Source organism: Paenibacillus sp. J22P165, from assembly GCF_059692015.1.
Window position 1 is genome coordinate 1 of the sequence record NZ_JCAUAP010000022.1, and the last position, 13,551, is coordinate 13,551.

General features: G+C 45.3%; 16 protein-coding genes and 1 rRNA gene. 13 read left to right on the forward strand and 4 right to left on the reverse strand.

All coding sequences use genetic code 11. The features are described 5' to 3' along the window. A 5S ribosomal RNA gene (rrf, locus tag AC58QM_RS33205) occupies positions 1–109 on the forward strand; the annotation flags it as partial. Between the two features lie 288 nt (positions 110–397). Here the strand turns inward: rrf and AC58QM_RS33210 are convergent. Continuing rightward, on the reverse strand, positions 398–925 hold the full coding sequence (locus AC58QM_RS33210; RefSeq protein ID WP_497289031.1) for a hypothetical protein: 528 nt from the start codon (positions 923–925) through the stop codon (positions 398–400). A gap of 163 nt (positions 926–1,088) precedes the next feature. On the opposite strand from AC58QM_RS33210, the gene AC58QM_RS33215 reads away from it, so the two are divergent. The 10 genes from AC58QM_RS33215 (at position 1,089) to rsmI (ending at position 8,403) form a co-directional block, all read left to right on the forward strand. Next, positions 1,089–1,262, forward strand: coding sequence for a sigma factor G inhibitor Gin (locus tag AC58QM_RS33215; protein ID WP_497289069.1), 174 nt, complete (start codon positions 1,089–1,091; stop codon positions 1,260–1,262). Positions 1,263–1,374: 112 nt separating this feature from the next. Further along, positions 1,375–2,886 (forward strand): aminotransferase class I/II-fold pyridoxal phosphate-dependent enzyme, encoded by a 1,512-nt coding sequence (locus tag AC58QM_RS33220; protein WP_497289032.1) that lies wholly within the window; start codon positions 1,375–1,377, stop codon positions 2,884–2,886. 21 nt (positions 2,887–2,907) lie between these two features. Then, positions 2,908–3,564, forward strand: a complete 657-nt coding sequence (gene tmk / locus AC58QM_RS33225; RefSeq protein ID WP_497289033.1) for a dTMP kinase — start codon at positions 2,908–2,910, stop codon at positions 3,562–3,564. A gap of 45 nt (positions 3,565–3,609) precedes the next feature. Continuing rightward, positions 3,610–3,939 (forward strand): cyclic di-AMP receptor DarA, encoded by a 330-nt coding sequence (gene darA, locus AC58QM_RS33230; protein WP_056618038.1) that lies wholly within the window; start codon positions 3,610–3,612, stop codon positions 3,937–3,939. Positions 3,940–3,972: 33 nt separating this feature from the next. Further along, positions 3,973–4,419 (forward strand): YaaR family protein, encoded by a 447-nt coding sequence (locus AC58QM_RS33235; protein ID WP_310502552.1) that lies wholly within the window; start codon positions 3,973–3,975, stop codon positions 4,417–4,419. Between the two features lie 30 nt (positions 4,420–4,449). Continuing rightward, a complete protein-coding gene (gene holB, locus AC58QM_RS33240) occupies positions 4,450–5,427 on the forward strand; it encodes a DNA polymerase III subunit delta' (protein ID WP_497289034.1) in 978 nt (325 codons plus the stop codon). A 1-nt stretch (position 5,428) separates the two neighbouring features. Then, positions 5,429–6,232 (forward strand): PSP1 domain-containing protein, encoded by an 804-nt coding sequence (locus AC58QM_RS33245; protein ID WP_056618027.1) that lies wholly within the window; start codon positions 5,429–5,431, stop codon positions 6,230–6,232. A gap of 60 nt (positions 6,233–6,292) precedes the next feature. Then, positions 6,293–6,637 carry a DNA replication initiation control protein YabA gene (gene yabA / locus AC58QM_RS33250; protein WP_497289035.1) on the forward strand — a complete coding sequence of 115 codons (345 nt, stop codon included), beginning with the start codon at positions 6,293–6,295 and terminating at the stop codon, positions 6,635–6,637. Between the two features lie 71 nt (positions 6,638–6,708). Beyond that, positions 6,709–7,470, forward strand: a complete 762-nt coding sequence (locus AC58QM_RS33255; protein ID WP_497289036.1) for a tRNA1(Val) (adenine(37)-N6)-methyltransferase — start codon at positions 6,709–6,711, stop codon at positions 7,468–7,470. 45 nt (positions 7,471–7,515) lie between these two features. Beyond that, the gene (gene rsmI, locus AC58QM_RS33260; RefSeq protein WP_497289037.1) at positions 7,516–8,403 is read left to right on the forward strand and encodes a 16S rRNA (cytidine(1402)-2'-O)-methyltransferase; all 888 of its coding nucleotides are present in this window, start codon (positions 7,516–7,518) and stop codon (positions 8,401–8,403) included. 275 nt (positions 8,404–8,678) lie between these two features. On the opposite strand, the gene AC58QM_RS33265 is transcribed toward rsmI, so the two are convergent. Then, positions 8,679–8,933, reverse strand: a complete 255-nt coding sequence (locus AC58QM_RS33265; RefSeq protein ID WP_028557356.1) for an AbrB/MazE/SpoVT family DNA-binding domain-containing protein — start codon at positions 8,931–8,933, stop codon at positions 8,679–8,681. A 366-nt stretch (positions 8,934–9,299) separates the two neighbouring features. Between AC58QM_RS33265 and AC58QM_RS33270 the strand changes: the two genes are divergently transcribed. Together AC58QM_RS33270 and AC58QM_RS33275 are read left to right on the forward strand one after the other, a co-directional pair. Continuing rightward, complete coding sequence (locus tag AC58QM_RS33270; protein ID WP_497289038.1) at positions 9,300–10,577, forward strand: HD domain-containing protein; 1,278 nt, start codon at positions 9,300–9,302, stop codon at positions 10,575–10,577. A 67-nt stretch (positions 10,578–10,644) separates the two neighbouring features. Further along, positions 10,645–11,412, forward strand: a complete 768-nt coding sequence (locus AC58QM_RS33275) for a TatD family hydrolase (RefSeq protein ID WP_497289039.1) — start codon at positions 10,645–10,647, stop codon at positions 11,410–11,412. Here AC58QM_RS33275 and AC58QM_RS33280 read toward each other — a convergent pair. Both AC58QM_RS33280 and AC58QM_RS33285 read right to left on the reverse strand, forming a co-directional pair. After that, complete coding sequence (locus tag AC58QM_RS33280) at positions 11,395–12,645, reverse strand: ABC transporter permease (RefSeq protein ID WP_497289040.1); 1,251 nt, start codon at positions 12,643–12,645, stop codon at positions 11,395–11,397. The genes AC58QM_RS33275 and AC58QM_RS33280 overlap by 18 nt on opposite strands. After that, positions 12,642–13,385 carry an ABC transporter ATP-binding protein gene (locus AC58QM_RS33285; protein WP_497289041.1) on the reverse strand — a complete coding sequence of 248 codons (744 nt, stop codon included), beginning with the start codon at positions 13,383–13,385 and terminating at the stop codon, positions 12,642–12,644. The genes AC58QM_RS33280 and AC58QM_RS33285 overlap by 4 nt, the downstream gene beginning before the upstream one ends. Positions 13,386–13,551: the final 166 nt, after the last annotated feature.

Consider the following 13,551-nt stretch of genomic DNA (forward strand, 5'->3'; position numbering starts at 1 on the left):
TGATGGCGGAAGGGATCCACGCGTTCCCATCTCGAACACGACCGTTAAGCCTTCCAGCGTCGATGGTACTTGAACCGCAGGGTTCTGGGAGAGTAGAACGTTGCCAAGCAATTGAAAGAGCCTTACTTGGAGTAATCCAGGTAAGGCTCTTTTTTGCATTGAACCAGTGACCGCAGACTACCGATGAAATGACTAACTCGATTTCCTACAGCTAATATTTTTAATTTTCTGATTTACTTCGATTTAACTGGAAAACATGAGCTAATTTCAAGATTTTCTTGCTAATAGCTCAAAATCAAGGGAATTAGCAGGAGAAAATCCATCTATTTTATCGAAATGAGAAGTAGGCGACAATTTAGATGGAGTTTTTCCAGAGAATCACGGGGTGAGAGGCTAGTTATTGTAGATAACAAGAGGTTTCCTTGCTTGTAATTTTCACTAAGCCGTTCTTGCGGTAGGGCCGGAGACGAAGCAGCATCCATAGCCGCGGGATCAGCATCCAGCAGTGGAATATGGTCAGATGAACCAGCCAAGTGCCAGGTATCCACGGATATAAGATAAGGATTAATGCCAGCCCAATGCAGAACAGGTGAACCTGTACTTTGGTAACGAGACGGACGGAGGCATTGCCTTCAGGTAAGAAGCCGGACCAGAAGATGCCGAAGCGGTAAGACCAACCTCGCATCGCCATGCCAATGGTAAAGTGGAAATAAGCGCGAATCAGCAGTGTGTGAAAGATGAGCACAAGCGGGTAACTAACAAGCAGCGGAAGCCAATTGCTGGAGTCAAATTTGTAGAAGACTATCAGAATAAGAGATGTATAATAGAGAACTATTTTATATATAGAGTGATAAAATCGCTTCATTAAAGTATAGCTATAAATCGTAGATTCTTTGGATAAGTTGGATTCTTGTTTGATTGACATATACTAGGACCTCCGCACCGCGGTAACGCGTTATGTTTGTATTATCGGCATTTCCCTTCCAAAATATGAGCGTTTAGCTAGTTTAGGAGAATCGCGAATAGGACATACTAGTCGTAAAAGATCGTGGGGTGATCATATGGAGGAGAACCGGTTTGGACTGTGTATGATTTGCGAGCAGCAACGAGTTGGAGGGATTCACATTGTTACAGCATTCATTTGTGATGAATGTAGTAAAGAAATCGTCAAAACGAACGTGTCTGATCAGAAGTATTCGTTTTATGTGAGTCAGATGAGGAAGGCATTTTACATGGGGAATTCGAGACAGTACATGAATTAAGAGGAGAAGCTTCTTTTACAGAAGCTTTTTTTGTTTTTTTGTCGCTAATCCACTACTATAGAAGGGTAAATCGAAAATTAGTGGCTCACGAAGCTCGAGGAGTTTGATCTGTTTGTGCAGCGAACATTTAGATAAGGCTCGATCCCCGCTATATGAGGCTATGGTTGCCCATCACGATAAGAAGTCTATTAGCTTACATGTACCAGGACATAAATCAGGCCAGGGGCTTTTGGAAGAAGGAAATGCGTTTCTACAATCGGTCATGTCCATTGATTATACAGAAATTACAGGCCTTGATGATTTGCATCATCCAGAGGGTGTGATTAAGGAGGCGGAGCAGCTCGCGGCGGCGTGCTTTGGCGCGGAGGAGACGTATTTTCTCATTGGCGGGAGCACGGTTGGTAATGTAGCGATGATCGGAGCTGTTTGTCAGCGTGATGATCTGATACTTGTTCAAAGGAACGTACATAAGTCGGTCATTCATGGGCTCATGCTGGCAGGTGCTCAAGCGGTATTCTTAGCGCCAGAGGTTGACCTAGAGACCGGAGCCGCAACTTGCTTAGATATTGAGGATGTTAGAAGGGCGTTGGAACTGTATCCGACTGCAAAGGCATTATTGATAACAAATCCTACTTATTATGGGGTCGGCACGGAATTAAAGCCTTTCGCAGATCTGCTGCATGAGACAGGAAAATTGCTGTTAGTGGATGAAGCGCATGGTGCGCATTTCGGCTTCCATGAGGAGGTACCAGCATCCGCATTATCCCAAGGGGCAGACGCTGTCGTGCAGTCTACGCATAAGATGCTGACCGCAATGACGATGGGGGCGATGCTCCATGTACAGGGTCCAAGGATCGATAGAAAGGCAATCCAACGTTTGTTGGCGATGCTTCAAAGCTCAAGTCCTTCCTACCCGATTATGGCATCGCTGGACTTAGCGAGAAAGCGGATGCACACGGAAGGTCATGTTTGGTTGGGACAAGGACTTCAGACCATGAAGGAATTTAGAAAAGGGGTAGATGCCCTGCAAAGCTTTCGTTACTATCCACAGACATATTCGGAGTCAAGCGGTAGGAGAGCCGTCGAAACGACGGATCCTTTTAAAATAGCGATCTATGATCCCAATCACCGTATATCGGGAGCTGAGCTCAAGGATAGGTTAGAAGCCGAAGGCTGTTTTGTAGAGATGACAGATGGCTATCTGGTTTTACTCGTATTTTCCCCTGCTACCCGTAGAGAGGATATGCTTCATGTTCTACACGTTTTGAGCAACATTTGTTTGGACATCAGGGACGATAAGCAGGAACTTCAGGCGCCCATCTCGAATATAATTAAATTACCCACCTACGCACCCATCTCCTCGCCAATACGGTTTGACCATCGCACTGTGTTTCAAGCAACGACTCGCGTGGTTAATATGGAGGAAGCAATAGGGCAGCGCTCAGGTGATATGGTAATTCCTTATCCGCCTGGTATTCCTTATTTATATCCAGGTGAAATCATTACGGTTTCTGTAGCCGAGGCACTTGTATTTTTGGCTAGCCAGGGCATCAGGTTCCAAGGAACCCATTTTGGACAGACGTACAAATTAACTATATACACAGATCACGAAGAGACTTCGTGAGGCAGTATGCAGGAGGAACACGTGAACGGAATATTCATTACGTTTGAAGGGCCGGACGGCTCCGGAAAAACAACACAGCTTAAGAAGATTGCTCAGGAACTGCAAGAGTTAGGACATGATGTGCTCGTGACCAGAGAACCTGGTGGTACTGCTATTAGTAACAAAATCCGCAGTATTATTCTTGACCCTGTGAACGAGGAGATGGTGGATCAAGCAGAGGTATTGCTTTATGCAGCATCGCGTGCGCAACACGTTCATGAGTTGATCCTTCCAGCTTTGAAAGCAGGTCGTATTGTTCTTTGCGATCGTTTCATTGATGCTAGTGTGGCCTATCAGTCCTATGGTCTTGGCGTCGATATAGAGATCGTGAAGAGTATTTCCAAATACGCTAGCTCTGGTCTTCAAGCGACAAGGACGTATATCATGGATGTACCTGTTGAAGTGAGCTTAGAGCGATTAAGTCTGCGAGCAGGTGCTAGTGAGTTCACACAGCAGTTGGATCGCATCGAGCAGAAAAATGTCGATTATCACAGCAGAGTACGTGCGGGCTTCCACCAAATTGCATCGGATCATCCAGAGCGTGTGCTTATGATTGATGCGAATCGAACTGTTGATCAGATAGCCGCGGATATTTGGCAGGATTGTAAACAGTTGCTTAAGGAACATATTTCCGTTTAGAGCGGAAAACCAATTCTTAGTTTATAATATAAGGAGGCATCACCTATGAAACTAGTCGTAGCCGTTGTTCAGGATAAGGACAGTAACCGTCTCTCTAACGCTTTAATTAAGGAAGGGTTTCGCGCCACGAAGCTGGCAAGTACCGGTGGATTTTTGCGTGCAGGGAATACAACCTTTATGATTGGTACGGAAGATGACCGAGTACAAGAGGTGATGCAGGTGATTCGAGCTAATTGTAAAATCCGCGAGCAGCTCGTAACACCCGTTTCTCCAATGGGGGGAACGACCGATTCGTACATTCCATTTCCAGTGGAAGTGCAAGTGGGTGGGGCAGCCGTTTTCGTCTTGCCAGTTGAACGATTTGAGCATTTCTAACCATAATCAGATCTACACAAGGATGGATGCGTCTTGAAAATTAATCCGGGGTTGCAGCCCATCGGTAAGAATATTAAAGTCGGAGAGAATGTCCCTCCACCACAGATGGCTCCTCGGAACTTCTCTGACATTATGCAGCAGCATGATCAGAAGTACACCCAGGAGCAACTCGCCAAAATGGTGCAGCAGATTACGATTCAAGGCGATCGCTTGTCCAGAGGCATGACGGTAAGGGATCTGCTGCAGTATAAGCTGCTCATTCGCCAGTTTCTCGAGGAGACGGCTCGTCGAGGGGTCAATTTAAGAGATACGAAGGGCTGGGATCGTCGCGGTCGTTCGAAGCGATATAAGCTTTTGGAAGAGATTGATCAAGAGCTTCTCTTATTAGCCGATGATTTGTTGGAAAATGAGCAGGGGCGGATCGAGATATTGCATCGCATCGGAGAAATCCGAGGGATGTTAATTAATTTGTTATTTTAAAAATATAAGCGTGTAATGGGGCGAAAATAAATGTCCTTCCAAGCGATACCGGGACAAGCAGCAGCCAAACGGCTGCTGCAGAACGGACTGCGTCAAGATAGACTTTCGCATGCGTATATTTTCAGCGGTCCAATTGGGACAGGCCGTTCTGACATGGCCATAGCTCTCGCCAAAGCGATCTATTGTCAGAATGGAACGGACGACGCATGCGGCGAATGCCTAGAATGCCGTAAGGTTGAACATGGCAATCATCCAGATCTCCATGTGGTTGCTCCTGAAGGCGCTTCAATTAAAATTGAGCAGATTCGAGAGTTGCAAAAGGAGTTTGCTTACCGGGCAACAGCATCTGGAACGAAAATATATGTCCTGCACCAAGCAGAGAAAATGACGGTACAGGCTGCGAATAGTTTGTTGAAATTTTTGGAGGAGCCGAACTCTCGTGTTGTGGCGATACTCATTACCGAGAACGGAAATGCCCTGCTGCCAACGATTCAATCGAGGGCGCAGTGGATCCAGTTTACACCAATGGCTCGTGAGCAAATGGTGCTCTCACTGCTCGAAGAGGGCCTTCCAGCAGCGTTAGTTGGGCCTGCAGTGCATGTCACAGCAGGATTACAAGCAGCGAGAGATTTAATTGCAGCAAATTGGTTTGCAGAAATGAGAACCGTAATGTTACAATTAGCGAAGGAGACGCTCACACGTTTCCCTACTTCCATGATTACCGTACAACAGCGGATTGTGAAAACAGAACTTGCGGATCATGTATCGACGTTGTTCGACTTATTGATTCTCTGGTTTAAAGATATGGTGCAGTTGCGCCTTGAGCGCAGAGACAAGCTTGTATATAATGACCAGCTAGACTGGATGAGCTCCCTCGCGTTAAGCCGAGATGTCTCAGTCTGGGTGCGTATGATGGAGCAAGCCGTAGATTTACAAAAGCGACTGCGTTCCAATGCCAATTCTCAGCTGGTTATAGAGAAAATGCTCGTGGAGATGCAGGGGGTGTAAGATGTACTCAGTGGTTGGCGTCCGCTTTAAGAAAGCGGGTAAAATATATTATTTTGATCCCATTGATTTACCGATCGAGAAAGAGAGTGCCGTTATTGTTGAGACCGCACGCGGTGTAGAATACGGCAAGGTCGTAGTGGGCAAAAAGATTGTTAAAGAAAATGATGTGGTTCTGCCGCTCAAAAAGGTCATTCGCATTGCGGATGATACGGATGCTGATTTGGTTGAAGAGAATAAAAAAGCAGCCAAGGACGCTTTCCAAACGTGTCATGATAAAATTAAAGACCACAGTCTTAAGATGAAGCTAGTGGACGTAGAGTATACCTTTGATCGAAATAAAATTATATTTTATTTTACGGCTGAGGGACGCGTCGATTTCCGCGAACTTGTTAAGGATTTGGCGAGTATTTTTCGGACAAGAATTGAGCTCCGTCAAATCGGTGTGCGTGATGAAGCGAAGATGTTGGGTGGCATAGGTCCGTGTGGGCGAATTTTATGTTGTTCTTCATTCTTAGGTGATTTTGAGCCAGTCTCCATTAAGATGGCGAAAGATCAGAATCTTTCCTTGAATCCAACGAAGATTTCAGGATTATGCGGAAGATTAATGTGCTGCTTGAAATATGAACATGATAACTATGAAAGTGCCAAAGATTCGCTGCCGACAGTTGGTCGTTTGGTGATTACTTCTTTTGGTAGTGGGAAGGTATTAGGGCTTAACATTAAAGAACGTACGGCAAAGGTTCAATTGTTTGATCTTGGGAAAGCGCTAGATCTACCATTCGATGATGTTGTTGAACAGGAATAGAAGATCGAGGATCCAAGGAGGCGCTGGCCAGTAAGCATGCATGGCACTAGAGGTGAAAGCGTGGATAAACAAGATATTTTTGGACAAATAGATGGGATCGAAGAAAGAATGGGTACCACGTATGCTGAATTAGGTGCCTTGAAGAAACGGATTATTACCCTCATCGAAGAAAATAAGAGATTAAGCATAGAGAATCAGCAACTACGTAAGCTTATCCGCCAAGAGGAAACGGTGGTCGAGGAGCCGATACGAAGTACTGATGACGAACCGGTACAGTTGCCTGGAGCCGGATATGATAATTTAACCCGCTTATACAATGAAGGATTTCATATTTGTAATGTGTACTATGGACACCTTCGGACCGAGGGCGATTGTTTGTTTTGCTTATCCTTTTTAAATAAATAAGACGTTTGGCCGTAGGGGTTATCCCTTACGGTTTTTTTCCATAATAAGCAACAAAGAGAAAGGAAAGACGTATGAAGCAAGTTCCCTTACTACCGACTGAACGAATTGATGATTTATTGACATATGATTTGAAAATTATCCAAAGTGATGAAGTGTTCAGCTTCTCGATGGATGCTGTCTTATTGGGTAGATTCAGCAGTGTTCCGCCGAAGGGGCGAATCGTAGACTTATGCACAGGTAATGGCGTGGTGCCCCTATTGCTATCAACACGGACGCGAGCTGACATCTGGGGCGTCGAAATCCAGGAACGTTTGGCGGATATGGCCGTGCGTAATGCGGAGATTAATGATCTATCTGAGCGGTTGCACATGGTGCAGGGCGATTTGAAAACCATTCACAAAACCCTGGGACATGGACAGTTTGATGCCGTTACCGTGAACCCGCCTTATCTGCCTGTGCCGAATGGTGAACAGAATAGCAATGCGCATTTTGCAGCTGCGCGTCATGAGATCCATTGCACGCTAGAGGATGTAGTTGCGGCGAGCGCAAGGTTAGTCAAAGCAGGCGGGAAAGTAGCCATGGTGCACCGCGCTACGCGTGTAGTTGACATCATCTGTCTGATGAGGCAGTACCGTATTGAACCGAAGCGAATCCGTTATGTGCATGCACGTGCGGGAGAGGAAGCGATGATGGTGCTGATCGAAGGGATGAAAGATGGAAAGCCGGAGATTCGCACGCTGCCGCCTCTAATCGTATACACAGAGAACGAGGAGTATTGCCAAGAGTTGAAAGATATTTATTATGGGGGCAGGAGCTCACTTGAGTTTGCATAAGAGGGTTGCTGAAACACTAATACAAAGTGATGAGGGACATAAACTGTGAGTCTGAATATACAGAAAAGCTACCGCGAGGATCCTAGCGGTGTAGGAACGCTATACCTGGTTGCCACACCAATCGGCAACCTCGAAGATATGACCTTCCGCGCGATCCGCACGCTGAAGGAAGTGAGCATGATTGCCGCCGAAGACACGCGGCAAACACGCAAGCTGCTGACCCACTTCGAAGTCGCTACGCGACTGGTCAGCTATCACGAACACAACAAGCAAGCAAGCGGCCCGGAGCTGGTCCGCTTGCTGCTTGAAGGGCAGAGCATCGCGCTAGTCAGCGATGCCGGCCTGCCGGCCATTTCCGACCCAGGGTATGACCTGGTGCGGATGGCCGTAGACGAGGGCGTGCCGGTGGTGCCCATCCCCGGCGCGAATGCGGCCCTGTCGGCGCTGATTGCATCAGGCTTGCCGACAGAGCGTTTTGCCTTCGTCGGTTTTCTCCCAAGGGAGAAAAAAGACCAGACGAAGTTGCTTGAAGGGCTGCAGCATGTGCAAGACACATTGCTGTTCTATGAATCGCCGCACCGCGTGGATAAAACACTTCTGCGTATGGCAGAAGTATGGGGGGCGGAGCGCAGGGTTTGCCTTGCCCGCGAGTTGACGAAGCGGTACGAGGAGTTCCTGCGCGGCACGATCGCAGAGTGCCGCGTGCACTTGGAGCAGTACCCGCCGCAGGGCGAGTACTGCATTATCGCCGAAGGCGCATCTGACGCGGCTGTGCAGGAAGCCGCTGATGGTTGGTGGGAGGCGAAGACGCTTGGCGAGCATGTCGCCCACTATGAGGATCGCGGGATCGATCGCAAGGATGCGCTGAAGCTAGTTGCGACAGATCGTGGATTATCGAAACGGGATGTATACAATGCGCTGCTGGAGCGTTAAGGGATGCAGCGTGAGCACAGTTGGATTTTATCATTGGAAATGGACATATAAATAGGAAAAGGCCCCTTAAGGGGCCGGATCCACTTACATATATAGGATACTGCTTTTTTTGACTTTCAACCTAGACAGTAGCGTACTAGGTGTCTTCTTTGGCAAGGACAAAAAAAGATCTCTAACCCGTGGCCGAAGCCAACAAAGTTAGAGATGAAAGGAGATATGAAAAAGGTTAGAATTACCAATAGGATAAGTGCTACTTCTATTATATACTACTTTTCTTATTTTGTCACAGGTGTTGGCATTTCTGCTAAACAAATATGGCAAACAATTTTTCCTTTGAAATACGAAACATTCTCCGCATTGCCACAGAAGATACAAGCAGGCTCATATTTCTTCAACATGATGCGCTCGCCGTCTACATATATTTCCAAAGCGTCTTTCTCGCCAATTCCCAATGTGCGGCGCAACTCAATTGGAATAACAACGCGTCCTAGTTCGTCCACTTTTCTAACAATTCCTGTAGATTTCATCATATATATAAAAACCCCTTTCGATTTTATCAATTTTTAATCAAGATCGTCATGTTTCGACATTTGCTTATGACTTATGATACCAACGATTCCCAAAATAGTCAACCATATTTTCGCTGAAAACAGAGGGCTAATTCCTCAAATTTATCATTTATGTGACAGCTGAAAAAACCGTAATCGCGCTAAGAATAAGGGGTTGTAAGCGATATATTACGGATTTTCAATTTTAGAGTATGTGAGAAGTATTGGAAAAATTTTATGTTAAGTCGTTAATAAATTGGAATTTGTAAATCGACAATAATCGACACGAAAGAGGGTTGTATGTCGAATATGTCGAAAACATTTACGATACTAAGGGGGCTATGCCACATGAAAGAAGAAAAAGTGTTTAAAGATCCCGTTCACAAATACATCTATGTGCAAGATGAAACGATTTGGGATTTAATTAATACAAAGGAGTTCCAACGCTTACGCCGTATTCGTCAACTAGGTACGTCCTATCTAACTTTTCATGGCGCTGAGCATAGTCGCTTCTCTCACTCGCTTGGCGTTTATGAGATTACGCGGAAAATTATTTCGCAATTCGAACGCAATCACTATGAAGATTGGCCGAAGGAAGAGCGTTTGCTCTGTCTATGTGCGGCATTATTGCATGATTTGGGCCATGGTCCATTTTCGCACTCTATCGAGAAGGCTTTCGGTACAAGACATGAGGACTGGTCCTGCCGCATTGTGCTGGGAGATACCGAAGTGAATGAAGTGCTGAGTCGTGTCTCACCTGATTTTCCGAAAAAGGTGGCAGGGGTCATTTGCAAATCCTATAGCGAAGAAATTGTGGTGAGCTTGGTATCCAGCCAACTGGATGCGGATCGCATGGATTATTTGTTGCGTGATGCTTACTTTACAGGAGTGAATTATGGTACGTTCGATTTGGAGCGGATTCTTCGGGTGATTCGGCCGTACAAAGGGCATATTGTGGTCAAAGAGAGCGGTATGCATGCTGTAGAGGATTATCTCATGTCTCGTTATCAGATGTACTGGCAAGTGTATTTCCATCCTGTAACGAGAAGTGCAGAAATTCTTTTGCATAAAGTATTTGCTCGTGCCAAACATTTATATGAAGAAGGGTATACGTTCGGTTTTATGGTTGAACCTATCCTTCATCTCATTCAGAATCGCATTTCCTTAGAAGATTACTTGCTGCTCGATGAGTCGGTCATGCAAACGATGCTAACCTTTTGGAGTCAAGAAAAGGATGGTATGCTGGGGGATATGTGCAAACGTTTCTTAGATCGTAAATTGTACAAGTACAGTACCTTCGATGGCGATCAGGAGCAGCTTATTCAGCGCATGGAAAAAGTAATGAAAGAGGTTGGCTTCGACCCGACTTACTATATGGAAATTGATTTCCCTTCTAATCAATCTTATGACGTGTACAGAGCTGGTGAAAATGATGACAATTTGCCAATCCTTTTATTAGATCATAAGGATAATTTAACGGAGATTACCCAACGCTCGGAAATTGTAAAGTCCATTAGCGGCTTCCAAATGGGTAAGCATCATGTGTACTATCCTGAGGAACTCCTAGAGCGTTTGAATGCAGAAGATTATCCAGATGTTTGGGAGATGTTGGGGGAGCAAGATTAATTCAGGTTTAAGAAAGATAATAATAATAGAACTCAAAACACATTCAGTTACATAAGGGAGAACAGTCATGCTAACGGATTCACACACACATTTAAATGCCGAACAATTTAAAGATGATCAAGAGGAAGTCATTCAGCGGGCGCTAGATGCAGGCGTGACGAGAATTGTGAATGTCGGCTTCAATCGCGAAACGATTCCTAGCTCAATTGAGCTAGCTGAGAAATACGATTTTATTTATACTACCGTAGGTTGGCATCCCGTCGACGCGATTGATATGATGCCGGGTGATTTGGAATGGATTGAGTCCTTATGCCAGCATGAGAAAGTGGTTGCTATCGGGGAGATTGGTCTAGATTATTACTGGGATAAGTCGCCAAGGGATGTTCAACAGCGCGTATTTCGAGAGCAAATTCGTCTTGCGCGAAAGTTAGGCATGCCGATTGTGATTCATAATCGAGATGCGCATCAAGATATTCTAACAATTCTCAAAGAGGAGAAGGCAGCGGAAGTCGGGGGTATTATGCATTGCTTCTCAGGGAGCTGGGAAACAGCGAAGCAATGTCTGGATATGAATTTCCATATTTCGTTTGGTGGTCCTGTTACCTTCAAAAATGCTGTGCAACCGAAAGAAGTCTTGGCTCAGGTTCCGCTTGATCGTCTACTCATCGAAACGGACGCTCCGTACCTAACGCCCCATCCTTTCCGCGGTAAGCGCAACGAAACAGGTTATGTTCGCTTAGTGGCTGAAACTGCCGCGGAAATTCGGGGGATGTCACTGGAAGAGATCGCTGAGATTACGACGAATAATGCGATTCGATTACTCGGCCTCAAGTAAGGCATTTTTCTTGAACTTTCGGCGAAGCACTACGCCGCACGCGAAAGAAATGAGGGCCAGACTTACCAAGGGAACTAGGAAATACAAAATAGAAGTTCCTATCATAAAAGGAATCGTCAGGATGACTAGCTGGAATGTAAGAGTCATCCAGATAATATAAGCAAGGGAGCCAACTTTGGCTTGTGCTTCCAAAGGGTACATATCGAGCCAGAATGTATATCGATGTGCACGCTCTAATGAAGTAAGCTGAACCATCGAGATGGCTAATGCAATGAGTAGGATGACGCTTCGCGCAGTAGTGGAGTCTGCAACAGCTATTGCTAAGACGCCGATCAGGGTCAGTCGAAGCACAATGGCGAACAATTCGGTGCGAATCAATGTCTTCATATATAAGTAGAGAAACGCCGAATCCTGTCGAAATGGAATCATTCGGGTAAGTCCGCTGATCCATCCTCGGCGGGCTATTCGCGTTGGTAATTGAGGCACATCTACGAACCAGTTGAAGAAGGCGTAAAGTCTAGCTTGTTGCTGCTTCTCTTTGGCAATCAGGTAGTCCCAGCCAATCACATATTTGGCTACGTTTCGGAATGCAATCAGCCAAACGAATACAAGTAATAGGGCAGCAAGGCTTGCCCATAAGCTGCTGTAGTGAAATTGGATTGTGATTAAGGCGATAGTGGCTATCCATCGAAAACATACAGATACCATCCTTGTTCGTTCAGCAGCAAATCTTCCTTCTTGCCAACTCGCTAATAGGTTAGCTACTTTTAATAGAAGCAATAGAGCTAACATCAGTAAAAATGGCTGTGATTCCGTGCCTAGACAGTGCTTATATAGGGGGCGTAGGGAGATCCAAGCGAGAAATAGCCAAATGCCCTGCAACGAAAAGCTATATAGAAAGCTGCTTCGAAAATAGGCGCCCATTTCATGTTCAATCCGTAAAAGAAACATGCGATCAGCACTGCGAGTTAACGTTCGGATTGAGCTCGAAGCGATGAGTGGAACGAGCACGAGCAGGACGATCCACAGGTATGGATAATCTGTCGGAAGACGCTGTAATGTTTTTGCATAATAATAGGAAGAAACGATGACAAGAAACAACAAGAAGCCAATAAAGTTGCTGCGTGCAGCATACTGCCAATACCCCATGGATTCCTTCATATAATGTTGGAAACGCTGCTTCCATAATGCATGCGTGTTAAATGCATGTGTACTATTAGATAAATGACTCATGCCATGTCTCCTTGAACAAGCTTGTAAAAGATGTCGTCTAATGACGCCTGAGGCAACTTGGTTTGTGCGCGTAATTCGACTAAATCCCCTTGAGCTACCATGCGCCCCTTATGAAGAACGACATAGCCATCGCAATATTTTTCAATTGTAGACAAAATGTGTGAGGATATGAGAAAAGACGCACCTTTTTGTTTCATTTTAACCATTAATTCAAGCAAGGAACGAATCGCTAAAGGGTCGAGTCCGAGAAACGGCTCATCGATAATATATAAAGAGGGCTCGATCAGGAAGGCATTCATAATCATGACCTTTTGCTTCATCCCTTTGGATAAATGGCTCGCGAAGCTATTCAGCTTGTCTTTCATTTGGAACTGTTCTAACAAGGACTGGGAACGGGTTTCGTAATCCTCCTTGGAAACGCCGTAAGCCATAGCCGTTAATTCAAGGTGTTCGCGTATCGTAAGCTCTTCGTATAGCTCTGGACTTTCAGGCACATAAGCATATGTCGCACGGTAAGGTAATGGATTTTCGGCTAGTGTTAAACCGTTAATGCGAATGGACCCTTTTTGAGGTTGAAGCAGCCCGAGTATATTTTTGATGGTGGTACTTTTACCTGCACCGTTGAGTCCGATCAACCCCATCATTTCACCTTGACGAATGGAAAAGGTAAGATCATGAAGAACAGGTTTGTTGGGTAAATATCCACCGAATAAAGCGTTTACTTGCAAGATGGGACCCATCTCAATTGCCTCCCTAAATAGCAAATTATTGGTACTTTTTGATCAAATACTTCCAGAATCATTATAAACAAATTTGCATTTTTAGCCTAGTTTTGGTCATTATACTATGAAAAATAGCGTATACGTACGTTAAAGTTAGATAAATGTAGATATAATTGGGTTATAT